The organism is Terrimonas alba (assembly GCF_042434975.1).
In the GTDB taxonomy this organism is placed as follows: domain Bacteria; phylum Bacteroidota; class Bacteroidia; order Chitinophagales; family Chitinophagaceae; genus Terrimonas_B; species Terrimonas_B alba.
This window is the reverse complement of sequence record NZ_JBHMQM010000002.1, coordinates 101,947-122,568: the sequence shown is the minus strand read 5'-3', so window position 1 is coordinate 122,568 and position 20,622 is coordinate 101,947. Positions and strand designations below refer to the sequence as shown.

Annotated in this window: 20 protein-coding genes; 7 read left to right on the top strand and 13 right to left on the bottom strand. The window is 41.9% G+C overall.

What is annotated here, in order from left to right:
• Positions 1 to 84: 84 nt before the first annotated feature.
• The 5 genes from ACFEL9_RS05265 to ACFEL9_RS05245 form a co-directional block, all read right to left on the bottom strand.
• On the bottom strand, positions 85 to 333 hold the full coding sequence (locus tag ACFEL9_RS05265) for a Txe/YoeB family addiction module toxin (RefSeq protein ID WP_385888608.1): 249 nt from the start codon (positions 331 to 333) through the stop codon (positions 85 to 87).
• Between the two features lie 12 nt (positions 334 to 345).
• Positions 346 to 600, bottom strand: coding sequence for a type II toxin-antitoxin system Phd/YefM family antitoxin (locus tag ACFEL9_RS05260; RefSeq protein ID WP_385886774.1), 255 nt, complete (start codon positions 598 to 600; stop codon positions 346 to 348).
• Positions 601 to 868: 268 nt separating this feature from the next.
• Positions 869 to 1,699, bottom strand: coding sequence for an alpha/beta hydrolase (locus tag ACFEL9_RS05255; protein WP_385886772.1), 831 nt, complete (start codon positions 1,697 to 1,699; stop codon positions 869 to 871).
• A gap of 14 nt (positions 1,700 to 1,713) precedes the next feature.
• Positions 1,714 to 3,030: an amidohydrolase family protein gene (locus ACFEL9_RS05250; RefSeq protein ID WP_385886770.1), complete on the bottom strand. Its 1,317-nt coding sequence runs from the start codon at positions 3,028 to 3,030 to the stop codon at positions 1,714 to 1,716.
• A gap of 10 nt (positions 3,031 to 3,040) precedes the next feature.
• Positions 3,041 to 6,151, bottom strand: coding sequence for an amidohydrolase family protein (locus tag ACFEL9_RS05245; RefSeq protein WP_385886768.1), 3,111 nt, complete (start codon positions 6,149 to 6,151; stop codon positions 3,041 to 3,043).
• 233 nt (positions 6,152 to 6,384) lie between these two features.
• Between ACFEL9_RS05245 and deoC the strand changes: the two genes are divergently transcribed.
• From deoC to ACFEL9_RS05220, 5 genes are all read left to right on the top strand, one after another.
• Positions 6,385 to 7,305: a deoxyribose-phosphate aldolase gene (gene deoC, locus ACFEL9_RS05240; RefSeq protein ID WP_385886766.1), complete on the top strand. Its 921-nt coding sequence runs from the start codon at positions 6,385 to 6,387 to the stop codon at positions 7,303 to 7,305.
• A 277-nt stretch (positions 7,306 to 7,582) separates the two neighbouring features.
• On the top strand, positions 7,583 to 9,103 hold the full coding sequence (locus ACFEL9_RS05235) for an aldehyde dehydrogenase family protein (RefSeq protein WP_385886765.1): 1,521 nt from the start codon (positions 7,583 to 7,585) through the stop codon (positions 9,101 to 9,103).
• A gap of 114 nt (positions 9,104 to 9,217) precedes the next feature.
• Entirely contained in the window at positions 9,218 to 10,171 is a 954-nt protein-coding gene (locus ACFEL9_RS05230) for an aldehyde dehydrogenase family protein (RefSeq protein WP_385886763.1), read from the top strand.
• Positions 10,172 to 10,286: 115 nt separating this feature from the next.
• Complete coding sequence (locus ACFEL9_RS05225; protein WP_385886761.1) at positions 10,287 to 10,733, top strand: SPOR domain-containing protein; 447 nt, start codon at positions 10,287 to 10,289, stop codon at positions 10,731 to 10,733.
• Positions 10,734 to 10,816: 83 nt separating this feature from the next.
• Positions 10,817 to 11,992: a M20 metallopeptidase family protein gene (locus ACFEL9_RS05220; protein ID WP_385886760.1), complete on the top strand. Its 1,176-nt coding sequence runs from the start codon at positions 10,817 to 10,819 to the stop codon at positions 11,990 to 11,992.
• Positions 11,993 to 12,045: 53 nt separating this feature from the next.
• Here ACFEL9_RS05220 and ACFEL9_RS05215 read toward each other — a convergent pair whose 3' ends face one another.
• The 8 genes from ACFEL9_RS05215 to ACFEL9_RS05180 are packed head-to-tail and all read right to left on the bottom strand — an operon-like array spanning position 12,046 to position 17,144.
• On the bottom strand, positions 12,046 to 12,225 hold the full coding sequence (locus tag ACFEL9_RS05215) for a hypothetical protein (protein WP_385886758.1): 180 nt from the start codon (positions 12,223 to 12,225) through the stop codon (positions 12,046 to 12,048).
• A gap of 31 nt (positions 12,226 to 12,256) precedes the next feature.
• A complete protein-coding gene (locus tag ACFEL9_RS05210) occupies positions 12,257 to 13,021 on the bottom strand; it encodes an ABC transporter permease (protein ID WP_385886756.1) in 765 nt (254 codons plus the stop codon).
• Complete coding sequence (locus ACFEL9_RS05205; RefSeq protein WP_385886755.1) at positions 13,018 to 13,929, bottom strand: ABC transporter ATP-binding protein; 912 nt, start codon at positions 13,927 to 13,929, stop codon at positions 13,018 to 13,020. The genes ACFEL9_RS05210 and ACFEL9_RS05205 overlap by 4 nt, the downstream gene beginning before the upstream one ends.
• Positions 13,930 to 13,967: 38 nt before the next feature.
• On the bottom strand, positions 13,968 to 14,723 hold the full coding sequence (locus tag ACFEL9_RS05200) for a hypothetical protein (RefSeq protein ID WP_385886753.1): 756 nt from the start codon (positions 14,721 to 14,723) through the stop codon (positions 13,968 to 13,970).
• Positions 14,724 to 14,737: 14 nt separating this feature from the next.
• Positions 14,738 to 15,112, bottom strand: coding sequence for a GntR family transcriptional regulator (locus ACFEL9_RS05195; RefSeq protein WP_385886751.1), 375 nt, complete (start codon positions 15,110 to 15,112; stop codon positions 14,738 to 14,740).
• Positions 15,113 to 15,165: 53 nt separating this feature from the next.
• Complete coding sequence (locus ACFEL9_RS05190; RefSeq protein ID WP_385886749.1) at positions 15,166 to 15,969, bottom strand: hypothetical protein; 804 nt, start codon at positions 15,967 to 15,969, stop codon at positions 15,166 to 15,168.
• Positions 15,970 to 15,995: 26 nt separating this feature from the next.
• Positions 15,996 to 16,265, bottom strand: a complete 270-nt coding sequence (locus tag ACFEL9_RS05185; protein WP_385886747.1) for a hypothetical protein — start codon at positions 16,263 to 16,265, stop codon at positions 15,996 to 15,998.
• A gap of 48 nt (positions 16,266 to 16,313) precedes the next feature.
• Positions 16,314 to 17,144, bottom strand: coding sequence for an ABC transporter ATP-binding protein (locus ACFEL9_RS05180; RefSeq protein WP_385886745.1), 831 nt, complete (start codon positions 17,142 to 17,144; stop codon positions 16,314 to 16,316).
• 251 nt (positions 17,145 to 17,395) lie between these two features.
• On the opposite strand from ACFEL9_RS05180, the gene ACFEL9_RS05175 reads away from it, so the two are divergent.
• Both ACFEL9_RS05175 and ACFEL9_RS05170 read left to right on the top strand, forming a co-directional pair.
• Positions 17,396 to 19,744 (top strand): NADP-dependent malic enzyme, encoded by a 2,349-nt coding sequence (locus ACFEL9_RS05175; RefSeq protein ID WP_385886744.1) that lies wholly within the window; start codon positions 17,396 to 17,398, stop codon positions 19,742 to 19,744.
• A 114-nt stretch (positions 19,745 to 19,858) separates the two neighbouring features.
• Positions 19,859 to 20,596: an MlaE family ABC transporter permease gene (locus tag ACFEL9_RS05170; RefSeq protein WP_385886742.1), complete on the top strand. Its 738-nt coding sequence runs from the start codon at positions 19,859 to 19,861 to the stop codon at positions 20,594 to 20,596.
• Positions 20,597 to 20,622 lie beyond the last annotated feature (26 nt).

The following is a 20,622-nucleotide window of genomic DNA, read 5'->3' as shown; positions in this document are numbered from 1 at the left end:
TCGTTTAAAAAAAATCCCGGGCAATGCCCGGGATTTTTTTTATTAGCAGCAATGGTCGATGCTTGGATTCATCTTAACCTTCCATTACTTTTCATAATGAAATCTACACTGTAAAATGTGAACCTTCTTATCTCTAACTGCATACACCAGGTGGTGCTCGTCAGTAATCCTCCTGCTCCAGCAACCGGAATAAGGCCCCTTTAATGGTTCTGGCTTACCAATGCCTTTAAATGGGTTGCGCAAAGCATCTTTTATCAAATCATTGATCCGCTCCAACACTTTTTTATCGGTTTGCTGCCAGTACAAATAATCTTCCCAGGCAGGGTTTGCCAGACTAACTCCATCTCACCGGTTAATAAGTTTGTTTTTCAGGTATTTTCCGGCATTCATTTCGGTAATAGCCTCATCGATTCTTTTGGCATTGGCTTTGCTGCTGCCCAGATGCAAGGTTTCCTGGATGGCGTTATATTCTTCGAGCGACATTACTAATACATTCTTCCCTTTGCTCCTCGATACAATCATGATTTCGCCATCCTCATTAACCAGGTTGAGGTTTTCCGCCAGCTTGCTTTTAAACTCAGTATAGTTTACCACTTTCATAATTCGCACTTAATTAAGTACGGATTACGGCATTTATATTTGACAGTTCCGCTTATCCACCAATTATTAACTTTCCTCAATTAAGGTATTTTTACTATTGTCTAATCGTAAACCCGACATTAGATTTGTGCCAGATTACGAGAAGAGAATAGGACATCAGATGGGAAATCTACGAAACAGAAGATCAGCGAATCAATAATATTCAACAATGGACGGTTGGAAAAAGAACGGCCCTGGGTTTCCGGGGCTGTTCTTATTTAAAGCATTCTCAAAACCCTTCGAATATTTCATTAAGTGCCGGCTGCACTGATGAATTATGCGTTTCGCCACTGTATACTCTAATGGAATAGCTAATGCCGGGGTATTTTCTGGCCTTTAAAGTATCTTCCATCTTTTTCACAGCGTTTCTTATTTTATTTAGCGTTTCTGCACTTCCGCAACTGATCCATATATCCTTGCTGATATTCATCAATTTGCTCTTCTGCAAATTTTCATAGTCCAGAATGTGATAATCATCAATCCACAATGACGGGCTTAAGGCATACAGGTTACTGAACAGCGAATCATTATTTGTCAGAAGATAAGTCGCAAACAAACCGCCTAAACTATGGCCTATAAAACTCCGTTTGACCGGGTGTCCGGAAAATTTCTCCTCGGCTTTTGGTGCGATTTTATTTTTCAGCAAATGATAAAAGGTATCTGCCTGTCCATAATTACCATTTCTCCCTTTAAAACCTTTTTCTGTTTTCAGAGAAGGTGATATAAAATCTCTTCTCCTTTTAGATCTGAAATAACCAAAATGGGCAATGCCTACAAAGACATATCTCTTTTGACCCAAGGCCAGCTTGTATTTTCCTATCATTTGTTCCATTTGCTTACCACTCTTTAGTGATGCATCTACATAATACACAAAATGAATGGTATCCTGTGCCCGAACATTCGTCGTTAAATCAGTTACCCTTACTAAAAAAGAGTCGTTTGCATAAGGATAGTGAATAATAAAATCTCCCGGCAGTTGCTTTGTTCTGACCTTACACCCGCAGGCGATCACAACAAATGCAAAAAGAAACTTTGTGTAAAAAAACTGAAACTTCAACAAGCGATCAATTGATATTAAAATGGCTTTTTCAAATTATACTTTTGGTTGTAGCGTTCATTCAGCAATTTCTGTTTATCGGTCAAATCAATTTTGCGGCCCTGTATAAAGGCATCCGTCACCACACTTGTCCGCATATCGAGAACATCACCTTCGCTTACAATAATATTCGCATCTTTTCCTGGCTCAATGCTGCCCGTTTTATCTGCAACACCCAAAATTTTAGCGGCATTTAACGTGATAGCCTGCAAAGCTTCTTCTTTTGTCAAGCCATAAGCAGCTGCTGTTCCTGCGTTAAAAGCGAGGTTACGGCCACGGGTTTGCCCGTCATCATCAGTTATTGAAAAAAGCACTCCGGCCTTTTGCAGCATCGCTGCTGTTTTATACGGCTGATCAACATCGTCATCATCCAGTGTCGGCAGACTATGCGGTGGCGTTAAGATAACAGAGACATTATTCTGTTTCAGCAAATCGGCAATTTGCCAGCTATCACTAGCTCCTACAATTACAAGATCTAAGGAAAATTCCTTCGCCAGATCCAATGCTACCAGCATTTGCTTGGTAGTATTGGCATGAACATATAGTTTTTGCTTTTTATTGAACAACCCTTTCACTGCTTCAAACTTTAAATTGGTTTCCTCTTTTGCCGGGGAAGCCAGGTAAGCTTTTGCTTCCTTAAAAAAAGTTTTTATCCGGTCCATTTTTTCCAGCCCTTCTTTCACAGGATCGGTTTCCGGTTGCTGTGGCCGGCCGCCTCCAGATCCGCCAAAACGGGGACGAGGCATCAGCGACGGCATATAAAGATGCATGCCCTCATCAGTTGCATAAGCTGCATCCTGCCATGTCCATGCATCCAGCTGAACTACAGAAGATGAACCAGCAATAAGGCTCCCTTGTGGTACGATATTCGCCAACAATATTCCATTGGAACGAAGTGTGTTGATCACTTTTGAGTCCGTATTATAAGCCACAATACTGCGAACACCTGGATTCATATCCCCTATTTCCCTAACATCATTACTGGCCCGAACAGCAGAAATTTCAATCAAGCCGAGACTGCTGGCAGGCAATATAAGTCCGGGATAAACATGTTTGCCTTTGGCATCTACAACAGACACATCGCCGGCGGGGATTGCAATGTTGGTTCCTACTTCTTCAATTTTACCATTACTTATTTTAATGGTTCCGTTTTCGATTACTTTTCCATTGCCTGTATGAATGGTCGCATTTTTTATAAATGTCAGGCCTTTATTCTCTTTGGCAGGATACACTGTCTCCTGTGCATTGGCTGCAAAAAAAAGACAGGTTGTTATAGCTAAAAATATTTTTCGCATTTCAGAAGGTTTAGTCGTTAGTAATGTCCTCCGCATCGACAGTTAATAAACCATGGCTATGCTGGTGATCACTGCAGGTGTGCATGATCCTGTAAGTCGGCTGAGCAGGCTGAACCGGACTACCGCTTTTCTTTTCACTATTCATTTTGCGAATAATGCGGTCTCTTTCTACGTCTACTGTCTTTTGCATTTGCTCATCTTTTTGCCTGTCAAAATAAATGGTGCCATCGACAATGGTATATAATGATTTGGCGTAAATGCTCAGGGGATTATCACTCCACACCACTACGTCGCCATCTTTGCCATTCTTCAGGCTACCCACTTTATCATCTACATGCAACATCTTCGCAGGATTTAGCGTAACCATTTTGAGTGCCTCCTCTTCTGATACACCGCCGTATTTCACAATTTTGGCGGCCTCCTGGTTTAACCGGCGGGCCATCTCAGCATCATCGGAATTGATCGCGACATTCAACCCCACGTTTTGCATGATGGCTGCGTTATAAGGAATAGCATCTTCCACTTCAACTTTGTAGGCCCACCAATCAGAAAAAGTTGATGCATTGGAACCGTGTTCTTTCATTTTATCGGCCACTTTATAACCTTCGAGGATATGCGTAAATGTATTGTACTTATATCCCATCCGGTTGGCGATCTCTATTGAACTGGTTATTTCGCTTTGCACATAGGAATGGCAGGTGATAAAACGTTTGTTTTCTAAAATTTCCACGAGAGCATCCAATTCGAGATCACGTCTTGGAGCAACTGCTGTTGATCCTTTTTTACCAGCCTTGCCGGCAGACAGGTTTTTATTGGCTTCATATTCTTTCCATGCTTTTTGATAATCTTTCGCTCTTGTAAATGCATCCACCAGTACCTGCTCCACTCCCATTCTTGTATCAGGATAACGATTGTTGCCTCCAGTCATACTAAAGTTGGATCGCTTTACATTTTCACCCAAGGCAAACTTGATCTGACCGGTCCATCCCTGGAATTTTAATTCTTCGGCATTAGCACCCCAACGCAATTTGATCAATTGGGTTTGCCCGCCAATTACATTAGCCGAGCCATGCAAAATATGTGAGCTTGTAACGCCCCCGCTTAACTGGCGATAAATATCAATTTCATCCGGATTGAGATTATCTCCAATACGAACTTCGGACGTTACACTTTGTCCGCCTTCGTTGATTGAAGCAGCCGCTATATGTGAATGCTCATCAATAATTCCCGGCGTAACATGTTTGCCAGTACCATCAATCACTCTTATTGGATCTGCTAAAATTCCAGTTCTGCCTTGCAAAATTTGTTTCCCGACAGCAGCAATCTTTCCATTTTTAATCAACACATCTGCATTTTGCAACACACCTTCCTTCTCATTGGTCCATACAGTTGCATTCCTGATCAAAATAGTTTCCTGTTTGGGAGATTGTCCTTCTTCCCAGCCGAATGGCTCAAAAGGATAAGTAACTTTTCCTATAGGGCTTAGTTTTCTGGGGCGGGCACTATCAGGCATAGCAGCACCTGCTTTATCAAAGCTGGCGGTCCAGGTAATATTATTGCCGGCAGTGTCAACACCATAACCTCTCCAGCCATCGGTGCTTACAAAACCGCTTAACAGGTAATCTTTGCCTTTTCTCTCGGGTGAAAAATTTAATTTTACCTGTGTCCCGTCGAAGAAAAATTTTGTGTTTATCGTGTCTTTGGCAAGAATACTTGCACTATTGTTGGATTTAAAATCGAGTGTATAATTAACCGGCCCGCTGGATGTGTTCAATACCAGTTTGTAGATACCTTTTGAATCATCCCAGGCATCATCCTTTACTGTGTACTTAATTCCCTGTACCCAGTTTTGCCAAATGATTGTTTTCTCATTAAAGACAGGTCCGGAAGTGATCAGGAAGTTTGCCCATTTACCGGCGTCAAGACTACCCACCTGATCGTAAATTCCTAATGTAGTAGCTGGTGTTTTTGTCAACGCAGTCAAAGCCGCTGCTTCTGATAATCCATAATTAAATGCTGTTCTTAGATTTGTCAAAAATGTTTTTACCTCCCGCAAATCGGCGGTTGTCAAACAAAAAGGTATGGCTGTTTTTTCAAATGCGGCGGCATTAGTCGGCGCCATTTCCCAATGCTTCAAGGCAGATAAGGAAACGAATCTTGCATCGGTGGGATCCTCCACATCTTGTGCCTCCGGATAATTGAGCGGAATAATAAATGTAGCATTGGAGGCTTTCATTTCTTTGATACGCTGATATTCGTTGCCACCGCCTTTAATAATATACTGCACACCAAATTCATCGCCGATCTTATCGGCACGAAGGTCATTCCATTTATCATTAGCTTCAAACACCTGCGGCAAATCCTGCGTTTCGTTCCATGATTTTAAACTCAGGTTAAACCCTTCAGATGCTGGTTTGGTTTTATACCATTGTGCATCGAGATATGTCTGACGCAATAAAGCAATCATACCCATCATAGAGCCGGGATAACTTTGGGTTGAAGTTCCTTTATTGAAGGAATAATGTGCGGAAGCTCTTTCTTTGATGATCACCAGGTTTTCTTTTTCATTGGCCAGGGTTACCACGGCGCCTGTTCCGCGGGCAATACCATCCTTCACATGCGAAAGAACGGTGCCGAAGCCGGCATCCCGCAAAGTCTTTGCTTTGGCCTCATCAACAGCAAACATTTTGTAGGCGTCAACATCGCTTTTAATAGCCTGGTTCCATCCATAAGGACCTTTTACGGCAGTAGCTAATTGTGGTTGTTGGCCCGGTGTGAATCCAGCAGTTGCTCGCTGGGGAACAGGCGTGCCATAATCAGCGTAGATGTCAATAAAAGAAGGATAGATGTACTTGCCTTTACAATCTACCTCAACGGCACCCTGCGGCACTTTGAGGTTAGCACCTACGGCTACAATTTTTCCATCTTTAATAATCAGTGTAGCGTTTGATAAGGTAGTAGAAGCATCCTTTACGATACTGGCATTGATGAAAGCGTAATGTCCGTGTCGTGTATCGGCAACGCCATTTTCCGGAAACGTTGACTGGGCCCAGAGATTGGCTGTCGCCAAAAAAAAGGCTACTGCAAAGCCGAGCTTACAGCATAGCTTAGTTTTTCTCATTACAGTAAAATTTTTCAATTAGATGATTTTTCTCTGTGATTCTTGCGAAAAGGGAATTTCGAATATAATGGAAATATTGAAACGGCGAAGCCAGATAGTTTACCCGTCCCTGAATTGATGCAAAAAAATATTGCTTTTCGTAAATCTTACTTTGACTAAGCCGGTAATATCGATAGTCATCGTGTGCTTTAAGGGTTTATCTTTAACTACCTTTGCCTTCTTAAACTTTATGTATGGCGATTGCCAAAACGCTACAAACAATTCCGGATTTTACCCTGTCACCACGTATCGACCAGGTAGGCGCAGAAGAACGGGCAGCCCGCTTCACCACGAGAAGCATTAAAAAAGAAACGAAGATGAACGGGTTGAAGCTTGTACTGAATATGATCGACCTGACAACACTGGAAGGAAAAGATACAGAAGGCAAAGTGAAACAACTTTGTTACAAAGCTATTCACCCGCATGACGCAGTTCGGGGCTTGCCAACAGTTGCGGCTATTTGTGTGTATCCATCCATGGTTAAAACAGCTAAGAAAGCATTGGAAGGTTCAGGTGTAAAAGTGGCGTCTGTCGCAACAGCATTTCCCAGTGGCCAGGCCCCACGTGATGTAAAAATCCGCGATACCAAATATGCAGTGAATGAGGGAGCTGATGAAGTGGATATGGTGATCAGCCGTGGTAAATTTCATGCAGGAGAATACAATTTTGTATTTGATGAAATAGCCGCTATTAAAGAAGCCTGTGGTGACGCCCGGTTAAAAGTAATATTGGAAACGGGTGAATTGGGAACATTTGATAAAGTAAGACGGGCCAGTGATATTGCCATGTACGCCGGTGCTGATTTTATAAAAACATCAACCGGTAAGATTCAACCAGCCGCTACCATGCCGGTAACATTGGTGATGCTGGAAGCTATCCGTGATTTTTATTACAGAACAGGGACCATGGTTGGAATGAAACCTGCCGGCGGTATTTCTAAATCTAAATTAGCCTTACATTATTTAGTAATGGTAAAAGAAGTATTGGGTGAAGCCTGGATGAACAATGAATGGTTTCGTTTTGGCGCCAGCAGTTTAGCCAATGATGTATTGATGCAAATTGTGAAAGAAGAGACAGGTTTGTATCAGAGTGGGAATTATTTTAGTGTGGATTAGGTCGGCCCCATCCCGACCTTCCCCCATAGGGAAGGCCACCAACAGACAGCCCTTGCTTTTCGAAGAGATTAATGGCAATTGTAACCTTCGAAAATGATGAATAGAGACATAAAGCTGATGTGGTGGTTATAAAGTTTGGATTTGCAATGTAGCACCGCTTCCTCTCCTTGGGAGAGGAAGAAGGAGGGTGAGGCCAAATAGCAAACAGAACGATGAAGTGTGCGACGCAACGGACGATGATCCGTGTTGGTGTCGCTGGTAACATAAAAAATAAATTATGCCAGTTGCAAAAAAATCATCTCGTACAAAAGCGGGAAATGCGAACGGGAAAACGAATACACTCAAACTAAAGTTTGATACAAGCTGGACTTATGCACCGGCTCCGGAAAGCAAAAGTGCGGCTACTATCAATAAGCAATACGACCTTTTCATAAATGGTGAATGGCAAAAACCTTCATCGAAAAAATATTTTGACAGCATCAACCCGGCCAATGAAGAAAAGCTGAGTGAAGTGGCTGAGTCCAACGCAGCCGATGTTGATAAAGCAGTAACGGCTGCCAGGAATGCTTATGATAAGGTTTGGAAAAAAATACCGGCCAAAGAAAGAGCAAAATATATCTTTCGTATTGCAAGAATGATACAGGAGAAAGCAAGGGAACTGGCCATCATTGAATCATTGGATGGTGGTAAACCTATTCGTGAGAGCCGCGATTTTGATGTGCCTACGGCTGCTAATCATTTCTTTTATTATGCCGGTTGGGCAGACAAATTGGAATATGCGTTCCCCAATCGTCGTACCGAATCATTGGGTGTGGCGGGACAAATTATTCCCTGGAATTTTCCGCTCCTGATGGCCGCATGGAAGATTGCTCCGGCGCTGGCAACCGGCAATACAGTAGTGTTGAAACCAGCAGAGACAACTTCGCTGACTGCATTGAAACTAGCTGAGATCATACAGGAATCAGATCTGCCGCCGGGAGTAGTAAACATTATAACAGGAGCCGGCGAAACCGGGGCTGCTATCGTCAATCATCCTGACATTAATAAAATTGCTTTCACCGGGTCTACTGAAGTGGGAAAGGTTATTCAACGGGCCATTGCCGGCACAGATAAGAAAGTCACTTTAGAGCTGGGTGGCAAAGCAGCGAATATCATTTTCGAAGATGCGCCCATCGACCAGGCGGTGGAAGGTGTAATCAACGGCATTTATTTTAACCAGGGACATGTTTGTTGCGCCGGTTCAAGGTTATATGTGCAGGAATCAATAGCAAAAGAAGTCATTCGAAAATTAAGAGACCGTATTGAATCACTGATTGTAGGTGACCCGCTTGACAAGAATACGGATATCGGCGCTATCAATTCCAAACAGCAATTACAGACGATCCAAAAATATATTGGCATTGGCAAAAAAGAAGGTGCTGAAATGTATGAAAGCAGTTGCGCTTTACCGGGCAAAGGATTTTGGTGCAGGCCTACGATGTTTACCAATGTGGCGCAAAGTAACCGCATCGCACAGGAAGAAATTTTCGGACCCGTTTTATCTATTCTTACTTTCCGCACCGATGATGAAGTGATTGAGAAAGCCAACAACTCTCCTTATGGACTAAGCGCCGGTGTATGGACCGATAAGGGTTCTAAAATATTTAATATGACCAAACGGATGAGAGCCGGTGTGATATGGGCTAACACCTTCAATAAATTTGATCCATCTTCTCCGTTCGGTGGCTATAAAGAAAGTGGTTTTGGAAGAGAAGGTGGGTTGCATGGACTGCTGCCTTATTTGAACTTAAACCCCTAGTCTCCGCCGCGGCGGAGAACTTAGGTCGCAGAGCCTGATAAATTATTTACAGGCCTATGTTTTATAAGTTTAATCAGTGTCCATCAGTGTTAATCTGTGGCTAAAAAAATAATTATGAGCAAAGCACTAATAAAAAAATCTTCACTCACCATCAGTGAAAATGGTTTAGAAAAAACGGCTTCGTCAAAAAGATTGGAAGTTTTAAAAACCTATAAAATTTATATCGGCGGGCAATTCCCCCGCACTGAATCGGGTCGTTATTATATTCCAATGAATGCCGCGGGAAAAAAATTGGCTAATGTATGCCTGAGCTCGAGAAAAGATTTTCGTAACGCCGTCGTAGCTGCAAGAGGAGCTGTTAGCGGATGGAGTGGACGTGCAGCTTTCAATCGCGGACAGATACTTTACCGGATGGCTGAAATGCTGGAAGGAAGAAAAGCACAGTTTATCGAAGAGTTGATATTGCAGGATAGCACCCGGGCCAAAGCAGAAAAAGAGGTGAACTTCGCTATCGACAGACTAATCTGGTATGCCGGCTGGTGTGATAAATTTCAGCAGGTGTTTAGTGCCGTCAACCCGGTGGCCTCATCGCATTTCAATTTTTCGGTTCCCGAACCTACCGGTGTTGTTTCCATCATTGCACCACAAACAGATTCGTTGCTGGGACTCGTATCGGTAATAGCTCCCGTCATTGCAGGTGGTAATACCTGTGTTGTACTTGCCTCGGAATCAAAACCACTTTGCGCAGTTACTTTTTCAGAAGTTTTAAACTCCTCTGATCTTCCGGGTGGAGTAGTTAATATCCTGACCGGTAAGGTGAGTGAACTGGCAAGTTGGTTTGCCGATCATATGGACGTAAATGCAACCATTTACTGCGAAAAAGATTCTACCATACAGAAAATGATGCGTGAAAAATCGGCATTGAATGTAAAGCGTATTGTTTTTTATGATAAAGTAAACTGGATGAGTGATGAAGGACAATCGCCGTATTTTATCATGGATACACAGGAGATAAAAACTACCTGGCACCCGGTGGAAAATATTGCGGGAGCCGGCGGCGGGTATTAGGTTCCAAAAGTTCAGGGAGTTTAAAGGGTTAAGAGGTTGTAGTAACTTATTGAACTTTTTAAACCTCTTAAACTTATTAAATTTTTTTTGGTAAGAAATTTGAATACGATATTTCATGAAAAAACTTTTATTTCTCTGTAGCTTGTTTCTTTCGTTGAACTTGTTTGCCCAAAATGAACAAAGCACCAATGATACTAACAAGGTGGTGATACATAAGGACCCCCGTATTGATCTGTTGATTAACAAACAAGCACAGATCAACGAAGAAACCACCCGTGAATCACGCCGCACTGTAAAAGGTTATCGCCTAATGATCATTAGCACCAGCAACCGTGATGAAGCGATTGCCGCTAAAACCACCGTTTATACTTATTTCCCTGAATTAAAGGCTTATCTCTGGCACCAGTCACCTTATTACAAAGTAAAAGCCGGTGATTTCAAAGAAAGAAAAGAAGCAGAAGAATACCAGAAACGTCTGAATGTTTATTTCAGCAAAGGCGTTTATATCATGAATGACGTAGTAGAACTGAAACCTGAAAAAAACCGCGAAGAGCAACTATAAGTTTTCCCCGACTGTTTGTTCGCATTTTACAAAACATTCTTCATTCAAAATTTATCTTTTCTGCGAAACGCTATTTTTGCGTTATGATAGAAAAGATCAAGTCGTTAGCGAAACAGTATGCCCCTGAGTTTATTGAAGTGCGTCATCACCTGCATGCACATCCGGAACTGAGTTACCAGGAGTTTGAGACATCAAAGTTTGTGCAGAAAAAACTGGACGAATTGGGTATTCCTTTTGAAATAAAAGCTACTACTGGTGTGGTTGGATTGATAAAAGGTCAAAATTCGGAAAAGCGCATTACTGCTCTCCGTGCCGATATGGATGCATTACCCATCAAAGAAGAGAATAACATTTCCTATAAATCAAAAAATGAAGGAGTGATGCATGCCTGCGGGCATGACGTACACACGACCTGCCTGCTGGGTGCTGCAAAAATTTTAAACGAAACAAAAGATAAATGGGAAGGAACGGTAAAATTGATTTTCCAACCCGGTGAAGAGAAAAATCCGGGTGGCGCCAGTCTCCTGATCAAAGAAGGTGTATTAGAAAATCCAAGGCCCTCTTCCATTTTTGGCTTGCATGTTCATCCCGGACTTGCAGTCGGTAAAATGAGTTTCAGAGGCGGTAAAGTAATGGCCAGCGCTGATGAATTATATATCACCATCAAAGGAAAAGGTGGTCACGCCGCCTCGCCACATTTTTGCATTGATCCTATTTTAATTGCCTCGCACCTTATCATCAGCCTGCAACAGATCGTAAGCCGTAATAATAATCCGCATAACCCAACTGTACTTTCTATTACTTCTGTGCAGGGCGGTTCAACCACCAATGTAATCCCCAATGAAGTGAAACTAAAAGGCACGTTCCGGGCTATGGACGAGGTTTGGCGGTTTAAAGCTCATGACCTGATCAAAAAAATGGCGACTGATTTAGTGCATAGCATGGGAGCCGAAATTGATTTGCTGATCGATGTCGGTTACCCGTCTGTATATAACAATGAAGCATTAAATGAAGTGACAAGAAAAAAAGCAGAGGACTATATCGGCAAAGCAAATGTGGAAGAAACAGAGGCCAGGATGGGAGCTGAAGATTTTGGTTATTACACGCAACAAATACCTGGTTGTTTTTACCGGCTTGGTGTGATGAATACCGAAAAAGGAATTGTATCAGGCGTACATACCCCTACATTCAACATTGATGAATCAGCCATTGAAACGGGCATGGGAATGATGGCCTGGCTGGGCGCTTCGGCGGAATAATATTTTGGCGCGACTACAACATTGTTGCTGCACCCGGAACAATGTTCTCCCGTTTAGCCTTCATAAAGACGACGCCTTTTTTTGGCAATTAAAAGGATGATAATTAAAACAACGAGGGAATAATTGCCCGGAACTTTGCCTGTAATGATAGTTAACAGATCACACAGATGAAATAAAAGCCGGGCAACGCTTTCAAAAAAAGTCACCGTTTGCTCAAGCAGATAAGAAAGCATACTATTCTTTTTTTGATATTGCCAAATGTATTTAACCCCGCTCCTTCCTGAATCGCATATCCAAAAATGCAAGGAGGGTAAAGAAGATAAAATAACCTACCGAATTCAGTTCGTGATTTTGCAACAGAGGCCCGCCGGTATCCCGAACTCCTTCCATAGTAAGTACGGGCAGTGCGTAAGGCACTTTGTAAACATGTTCCCATCTGAACTGATAAATGATCAGAGCAGTAACCAGTAATCCGAGTCCGATACCAATGGGAACAATGAAATTTCGAAAACGTAAACTCACCCAATATTGTATCGAAATAATTCCCAGTAAGGACACGAATGTTTTAAAATTAAGCCGGGCCAATTCAACCCAATCAATTGTCGTACTTAGGAAATTAAACTTGCTGAAAAATAAGTTGGGAACAACGCCGGATAATAGTAGAAAAATATTGAAGAGCAGGAAAAGGAACAAGATCATAATCAATATAGTGAGCCACTTCGAAAAGAAAATGCCTCCTATTGATTGTGGCGAAGCAAATACTTGTTTCCAGGTATTGTTTTTATATTCGATTTGCGGGAGAAGACTGCATATGAGTATAACAAACATGGGCAATAAGAATGCATTGAAGGCCTGCCATCCCTGGATGAGGTGTCTGTCCCAGCCTTGTGCGTAACTTTTCTCCGGCTTTATAACATAGGCCAGGAAAAATATTAAAGGGATAACCGCGGCTCCTGTAACGCTTAACCAAAACGAAGCACTGCGCTTTGTTTTTATTAATTCCGCTTTTGTTGATATTAGTAGACTCATGAGTTGGTAGATGTAATGTCAAGAAATAATTGTTCAAGGTCGTTTTGTTGTGGGTGCAGTGCATAAACATCAAGTCCGCCCTGTACCAGCAGTTTATTAATGACGGCAGTTTGCTCTTTGTTTTCAAACGGTAAAACCAGCTTGCCATTTACACTCGTTATCGTAAATGATTCAAGCAACCGGACCGCCGCTTCGTTGTTATTCGTTTCAACTTCCAGCGAAGTTTGTCTTGTTTTCATTTGTTGCAATTCTGTCAAGGGCCCCTGGAAAAGCATTTTACCTTTATGAATGATCCCAACATGACTCGCCATTCTTTCTACTTCGTTCAGGATATGACTGGAAACGATGACCGTGGTGCCATGTTCTTTATTCAGTTTTTTGATCAGCTCTCTTGTTTCAATGATGCCATTTGGATCCAACCCGTTTGTTGGCTCATCCAGTATCAATAACTCGGGCTGATGGAGCAATGCAATGGCGATTGACAAACGTTGCTTCATGCCCAATGAAAATTGCTTTGTTTTCTTTTTACCGGTGTGATCGAGCCCAACAATTTTCAATACTTCATCAATTCGGGTTTTGCTGACATTATACACCATGCGATATATCTCCAAATTTTCTTTAGCTGTCAGGTGCAGGTACAGCGATGGTTGCTCGATCAATGAACCAAGTCTTTTCAAAATTTCGATCCGGTGAGAAGCGAACTCCTTTCCAAAGATCTCCAGCTTACCCTGCTGATTTTTTAAAAGCCCCAGTAGCAAACGCAGCGTGGTTGTTTTACCTGCACCGTTAGGACCAAGAAATCCATAGACACTCCCCTGCGGTACCTGGAGATTGATATTATCGAGGGTTTTATTACCGTTCCTGAATGAGTAGGTCAGGCCGGTCGTTTGAATAACGGCGGAACTCATATGATAAACTTTAATGGTTAAGTTTTTAAGTCTGTAAACTATGGCTGGTTAAGCCCTGTTAATTGTTTTAGGTATTTCCAGTTGGCTTTTACAGATGAGCTGTCAGAAAGAGAACCCGCAACTTCACTAACAGCAGCACCATCGCTGATCGTGATATCAGATGGCCCGTCTGCTTGTAACTTCAATTTCGTTATGCTTACATTCTTGCCAATAAATAACTTTGATCGACCCGTTTTAACTGTTAGCTGGTCAATTTTTATAGCCGACTTTGGATTATTCGGATAGTTTTCCTCTGACCGCCCAATCCTCAACAAACCTTTTTCTTTTAACTCAACACCTACAGTTTGAATTACCGAAGAGTCGGAGGAATTAATAAATGCATCGGCGTTCTCAACAATGATATTCTCCAATGATGGCAATGACAAATCGATATATAAGTCATTATGAAAATAATCATCCTGGTTTTTCTTTGCCCGGCTCACTGATTGAATGAAGACAGTATCAGCCGAATAATAAATTTTCACACTGTCGCTGTCTTCCACTGAATATTTATAATGGGCGGTATTGGCTACACTTAAATTCACTTTCAGGTTATTATCATTTGCACCCACCAGCTTTATCACCTTGAACGATGCCAGGTCACCTTTACGTGAGTTAATACTTTCGAACGAATCATTTCTTACCAACGTATATTGTCCCTTTTTGATCTTGCTCTTGAATGACATGAACATGGCGAGGGGCACAAGGAATACGATGATAAAGAAACCTGTCAATATTTTACTGCTTGTCTTCATGTTAGTTGATTTTATCAGGCGGCGTAATTTTTTTTGAATTTTTCAAACCTTGTTTTAAGATCGTCCATTTCAATACCCAGCATGTGCATAATGCGGAACACGGCCGGCATTTCTTTTTCAGTAAATTCATGTTTGCGATAATCCATGGCGTTTTTTGGACCATTTGCAGAAATGAAATACCCAATACCACGTTTATCGTAAATGATATCCTGTTGTTTTAAAAATTCGTAGGTGCGGGCCACGGTATTGGGATTTACCTCCAATTGCACTGCCAATTCCCTTACACTGGGAATTTTATCTTCTGCCAACCACTCTTTCAGCAACACCTTCTCACACACATAGTCAGCTATCTGCAGATATATTGCCTGGCCACTATTATTAAATTGCATAAAGCATTTTTTTCTGTTCAATAATTTAGAGAAACGACACAACCACTTTTTTTTTATAATTGTTTTTCTTTTAACCGGAACCATGTTACAAGCCAAAACACCGGTGCCCAAACAAATTTTACGGCGAATCCAAGCAAGCCGGTTGCAAAAGGTGACAGCCCGAATAGTTTGTAGGTAACAGAACCTTCCTCGTACTTTCGCATATGATCACCATTGAATGAATAGCCATGGAAAGAATCCTGCAACAACTCCATGGTGAACCAGATAAAGAAAAAGATTAAAACCGATCCAACGATGGTAGTGATTACAAAAGAGTATCTCGCAAAAAAGCTGGAACCCATCAGGTAGAAAGATTGTACCGCAAAAAATCCATAAAGAAAATATGGCATCACATTCAAAAACGTGCGGTCGCTGTTCCAAAACGATCTGCGGAAAGTATATACACCGGGATTATCAGCAACAATAGCATTGATATAACTTACACCCACTGATTTAACCAGGAAAAAACATAAGGTGTACACTATGGAAAAAGCAATTACATTATAAAAGATCATACACAACAACTTCTCCAGGTGACTGGCAGGGAAAGCTAACCAATAGGTACCCCGCTCCTTATTACCAAGCATGGAAAAGGACATACTGGCGAAGACTGCGCCTGCTATGTATAACCCAAAAAGATAAATGATATAAAGCGAATCTTCGCTGTAGTGAGGCCCGGATGAGATAACCCAAAAAACGATGATCAATCCCAACAGTCCCAATAGAGCTAATATGGAATAGATGTAAAGCCGGGAGTTTTCAACCCATTGCTTGCGGATCAGCTGCAAGAGGCGTGAAAAACTAAATGTAGTTGTCATGTGATAAAAAAGTTTATGCAGTGTGGTTATTGAAATACAGAACGGATAGCGTCACCATTAGTAACAATACTCCTGTATTGCGACTCGCTGTCAGGCTGACTACGGCTTACATCACCAGCCGCTTCGCTTGCTTCAAACTGTTTGCTGGTATAATACCCTTCATCCCGGGGTTTCCAAAACGTGAAAACAGCCAGCAACAACAGGACTAAAAAAAGCAATGAGTATAATTTTGCATTTTCATCCCAGCTTTTTTTAATAACCGGCAGGCATTGGGATAAACTAAAATTGGCTGTCATAATAAATTAAATTAAAGAAGTTGGATAAGGTTAATGGTTAATGATTGCTTATTTGAACGTCGAACGGATCGCTTCACCGTTTGTGACGATTGCTTTGTACAACATTTCCAGGTCGAGTTTCCCCTCTTCATCATCATTGTTAGCAGTAATGATTGCACTGCCCTTTAAAGATTCTTCACGGTATAAAGCCTCTTTTACTTCCGCACTGTCAAATGATATTTTAAAGCTTAGCCTGGATGTTATCTGATCAACAGTTTGGTCAAAAAGAATTTTTCCTTCATCAATGATCGTTATCCGATCTATCAGGCTCTCCATGTCTTTTACCTGGTGAGTACAAATGATGATACATTTACTATCATCAATCGCTCCCGCAATTACTTTCCGAAACTGGCTTTTACTCATGATGTCAAGTCCATTGGTGGGCTCATCCATTAACAACAAAGAAGTATTACAGGCAAGACCAAAACTGATCAGCGCTTTTTTCTTTTGACCATAACTCATCTGTTGCAGCTTGTTGTCGACGGGTATTTCAAATTCCTTCAGGTAATTGTTGAATTGCTGCTGATTGAAACGCGGATAAAATGGCGCATTGCAATCAACAAACTTTTTGATGGTAACGTTTGGCAGGTAAAACTCTTCGGGTACCATAAAAAGCTCCTGCAGAAAATCGGGCTGACGCAACCCCGGCGTATGGTTTAAAACCTTAACCGTTCCCTGGTCCGGAAATAAGAGGCCGGCAATATTTCGAAGCAAGGTTGATTTACCCGTACCATTTTTTCCCAACAGACCATAGATATGGCCGGCTTGCAGCGAAAGGTTGAGGCCAGTGAAGACCTTTTTCTTTTTATAAGCGAAGTGAAGGTTTTGGATATCTATCATTTCTTATCGTTTTAGTGTACTATTGTAGTAGTACAGTACAAATGTAGGCCACTTTTCCATATTGCCAAATATTTTTGATACCGTTCATCCAACTTTTTCTATCACCTAGTTTGGCAATCAATATAAATAATTGATTTGCAATAATTTAAAATGGCCGGCACCGATAAGGTGGATCGAAGTTTAATTTTGTACCTTGCAGCCCCATTATCAATGAGTTGTGCTTTAGGAATTTAAATCACCAATAAACAAGTATGAACAAAACCGAATTGCGTCGCCAACAGGCATTAGAATATCACTCAAAAGGAAGACCGGGGAAGATTGAAGTTGTCCCCACTAAAGATGCAAAAACTCAAAGGGATCTTTCCCTCGCTTATTCTCCCGGTGTTGCCGAACCTTGCAAAGAAATAGCTGCAAATAAAGAAAACGTATACAAGTATACAGCAAAAGGAAACCTGGTAGCCGTTATCAGCAACGGAACAGCTGTATTGGGTCTCGGTGATATTGGACCAGAGGCAGGTAAACCCGTGATGGAAGGAAAAGGTGTGTTGTTTAAAATATTTGCAGACATCGACGTATTTGATATCGAGATCAATGAAAAAGATCCCGAGAAATTTGTACAGATCGTAAAGGCGTTGGAACCTACATTCGGTGGCATCAACCTGGAAGATATAAAAGCTCCTGAATGCTTCTACATAGAAAAGAAGCTGAAGGAGACTATGAGCATTCCTGTGATGCACGACGACCAGCACGGTACCGCCATCATCAGTGCTGCAGCATTGTTAAACGCACTGGAAATACAAAAGAAAAAAATCGACAAAGTGAAATATGTGGTCAATGGCGCCGGTGCGGCTGCGATGGCCTGTGTACAATTATATGTGGCATTGGGAGCAAAATTTGAAAACTTTCTCATGTTCGATCGCAAAGGCGTCATTCATAAAGGCAGAACCGATCTTGATGAATTGAAAGCAAAATTTGCCAATGCCAAAAATGAAATGACCTTAGAACAAGCGATGAAGGACGCCGATGTATTTATCGGATTAAGTGCCGGCAACGTAGTCTCGCAGGACATGATCAAGGTAATGGCTAAAAATCCAATTGTTTTTGCAATGGCCAATCCGGATCCGGAGATCAGCTGGGAAGATGCTACTGCAGCAAGAAAAGATGTGATCATGGCAACCGGCCGCAGTGATTATCCCAACCAGGTAAATAACGTGTTGGGATTTCCTTATATCTTTCGTGGTGCACTCGATGTCCGGGCCACGCAAATCAATGAAGCCATGAAAATGGCCGCGGTAAAGGCATTGGCCGAGTTGGCTAAAACCCCCGTTCCGGATATTGTGAACCTGGCTTATAATGAGAAGACAATTTCATTCGGGCCAAATTATATCATTCCCAAACCCGTTGACCCGCGTTTGCTGTCAACTGTTTCGCCGGCTGTAGCTAAAGCTGCTATGGAAAGTGGAGTGGCGCAGCATCCAATCACCGATTGGGATAGTTATATCTTGCATTTGGATACCCGGCTCGGTATTGATAACCAGGTAATGCGGGCTATTGGTAATAAAGCCCGCCGTGATCCCAAGCGAATCGTATTTGCAGAAGCTGATAATGCAAAAATTTTGAAAGCGGCAGCCGTTGCATTTGATGAAGGTATCGCCTACCCGATTTTATTGGGTGATGAAACAAAGATCAGAAGCTTAGCTGCACAAAATGCTATTGAGCTGGATGGAGTGCCTATATATGACCCCCGAAGCGACAGTACCGAAGAAAAAAGAAATCAATACTCAGAGATCTTCTTTGCAAAAAGAAACCGCAGGGGCTTTAATGCATATGAGTCTAAAAAAGTTATGCGTGACCGAAATTATTTCGGCTGTATGATGGTAGAATGTGGAGATGCGGATGCCATGATCTCGGGACTTACAAAAAACTATCCTGATACTATTCGTCCTGCCCTGCAAATTATCGGAACCGAAGACAATGTCAATAAAATAGCGGGCATGTACCTGATGATGACAAAACGAGGCCCGCTGTTTCTTGCTGATACGACAGTTAACTTTAATCCCACGGCGGAAGAGTTAGCTGAAATTACCTTGCTGGTGGCAAAAGAGGTTCGTCATTTTAATATTATCCCCCGAATTGCCATGTTGAGCTATTCAAATTTTGGCAGCAGCAATTCACCGGAAGCAAGGCTGGTAGCTGAAGCAAGAAAAATGGTGAAAGAAAAAATGCCTTCGCTGATCGTGGACGGAGAAATGCAGGCCAATGTTGCCTTCAATAAACAAATGCTGAAAGAAAACTATCCGTTTTCTGAACTGGTTGATAAAGATGTAAACACATTGGTGTTCCCCAATCTTGCAGCTGGCAACATCACATATAATATTTTAAAAGAGTTAGGCGGCGCCGACGCCATTGGTCCGGTACTTTTGGGTTTAAAAAAACCTGTGCACATTTTACAATTGGGTAGTTCGGTAAGAAGCATTGTGAATATGGCGCTGGTTGCTGTGGTGGACGCACAGATCAAATGCAAAAATTCTTCAACCGAAGATATTGTCAATAAATCTCCCTGGTGGAAGCGGTTTAAAAAAGTAAGCAGGGATATGTAAAGTTTAAGAAGTTTAAAAAGTTCCAGAGGTTTAAGGGTTTCCGGACTTTTTAAACTTGTCGAACCTCTTAAACCTTTTAAACTTTTCACCGTATTTTACAGTATAAATCTTTGGATGAAAATTATAAAGGACATAGGCCGTTTCCTATTGATGCTAAAGGGTATGTTTACCAGGCCCGAGAATGGGAAGATGTATTGGAAGGAGTTTATGCATCAATGCAATGATATTGGCATTGGTTCGCTGGGTATCGTAACTATTATTTCGGTTTTTATAGGCGCAGTATCTACTTTACAAACAGCTTACCAGCTTGTATCTCCGTTATTACCCAACACTATCATCGCACAGATAGTAAGAGACACCGTCATACTGGAGTTTGCTCCCACCCTCACTTGTATTGTACTTGCCGGAGTAGTAGGCAGCAAGATAGCCAGTGAATTGGGCAATATGCGGGTAAGCGAACAAATCGATGCTCTCGAAATAATGGGTATTAATACAAAGTCCTATTTAATTCTGCCCAAGATATTGGCAGGACTGCTGATGATTCCCTTGTTAATTTGTATTGCGATGGCGTTGGGAATCTGGGGTGGCCGGCTGGCGGGTAGTCTTACGGGCATTGTCCCTGCTGAAGCATTTGACAAAGGGTTACATGAATCCTTCATTGCATACAATGTTTTTTTTGCCCTGGCCAAGTCCTACACTTTTGCTTTCATTATTTGTAGTATCTCTTCTTTCTACGGCTATTATGTGGAGGGAGGCGCACTGGAAATCGGAAGAGCCAGTACCAAAGCGGTAGTGGTGAGTTGTATACTGTTGTTGTTTGCAGATTATGTGCTGTCGGCGTTGCTACTATAAAGTAGTAGCCATGAGCCTTGAGTTAC

What these genes read in the sequence shown, in the direction of transcription:
- ACFEL9_RS05260 (WP_385886774.1), bottom strand. Translation starts at nt 600, where the DNA reads ATGAAAGTGGTAAACTATACTGAGTTTAAAAGCAAGCTGGCGGAAAAC.
- ACFEL9_RS05250 (WP_385886770.1), bottom strand. Translation starts at nt 3,030, where the DNA reads ATGCGAAAAATATTTTTAGCTATAACAACCTGTCTTTTTTTTGCAGCC.
- ACFEL9_RS05245 (WP_385886768.1), bottom strand. Translation starts at nt 6,151, where the DNA reads ATGAGAAAAACTAAGCTATGCTGTAAGCTCGGCTTTGCAGTAGCCTTT.
- deoC (WP_385886766.1), top strand. Translation starts at nt 6,385, where the DNA reads ATGGCGATTGCCAAAACGCTACAAACAATTCCGGATTTTACCCTGTCA.
- ACFEL9_RS05235 (WP_385886765.1), top strand. Translation starts at nt 7,583, where the DNA reads ATGCCAGTTGCAAAAAAATCATCTCGTACAAAAGCGGGAAATGCGAAC.
- ACFEL9_RS05230 (WP_385886763.1), top strand. Translation starts at nt 9,218, where the DNA reads ATGAGCAAAGCACTAATAAAAAAATCTTCACTCACCATCAGTGAAAAT.
- ACFEL9_RS05225 (WP_385886761.1), top strand. Translation starts at nt 10,287, where the DNA reads ATGAAAAAACTTTTATTTCTCTGTAGCTTGTTTCTTTCGTTGAACTTG.
- ACFEL9_RS05220 (WP_385886760.1), top strand. Translation starts at nt 10,817, where the DNA reads ATGATAGAAAAGATCAAGTCGTTAGCGAAACAGTATGCCCCTGAGTTT.
- ACFEL9_RS05215 (WP_385886758.1), bottom strand. Translation starts at nt 12,225, where the DNA reads ATGCTTTCTTATCTGCTTGAGCAAACGGTGACTTTTTTTGAAAGCGTT.
- ACFEL9_RS05210 (WP_385886756.1), bottom strand. Translation starts at nt 13,021, where the DNA reads ATGAGTCTACTAATATCAACAAAAGCGGAATTAATAAAAACAAAGCGC.
- ACFEL9_RS05205 (WP_385886755.1), bottom strand. Translation starts at nt 13,929, where the DNA reads ATGAGTTCCGCCGTTATTCAAACGACCGGCCTGACCTACTCATTCAGG.
- ACFEL9_RS05200 (WP_385886753.1), bottom strand. Translation starts at nt 14,723, where the DNA reads ATGAAGACAAGCAGTAAAATATTGACAGGTTTCTTTATCATCGTATTC.
- ACFEL9_RS05195 (WP_385886751.1), bottom strand. Translation starts at nt 15,112, where the DNA reads ATGCAATTTAATAATAGTGGCCAGGCAATATATCTGCAGATAGCTGAC.
- ACFEL9_RS05190 (WP_385886749.1), bottom strand. Translation starts at nt 15,969, where the DNA reads ATGACAACTACATTTAGTTTTTCACGCCTCTTGCAGCTGATCCGCAAG.
- ACFEL9_RS05185 (WP_385886747.1), bottom strand. Translation starts at nt 16,265, where the DNA reads ATGACAGCCAATTTTAGTTTATCCCAATGCCTGCCGGTTATTAAAAAA.
- ACFEL9_RS05180 (WP_385886745.1), bottom strand. Translation starts at nt 17,144, where the DNA reads ATGATAGATATCCAAAACCTTCACTTCGCTTATAAAAAGAAAAAGGTC.
- ACFEL9_RS05175 (WP_385886744.1), top strand. Translation starts at nt 17,396, where the DNA reads ATGAACAAAACCGAATTGCGTCGCCAACAGGCATTAGAATATCACTCA.
- ACFEL9_RS05170 (WP_385886742.1), top strand. Translation starts at nt 19,859, where the DNA reads ATGAAAATTATAAAGGACATAGGCCGTTTCCTATTGATGCTAAAGGGT.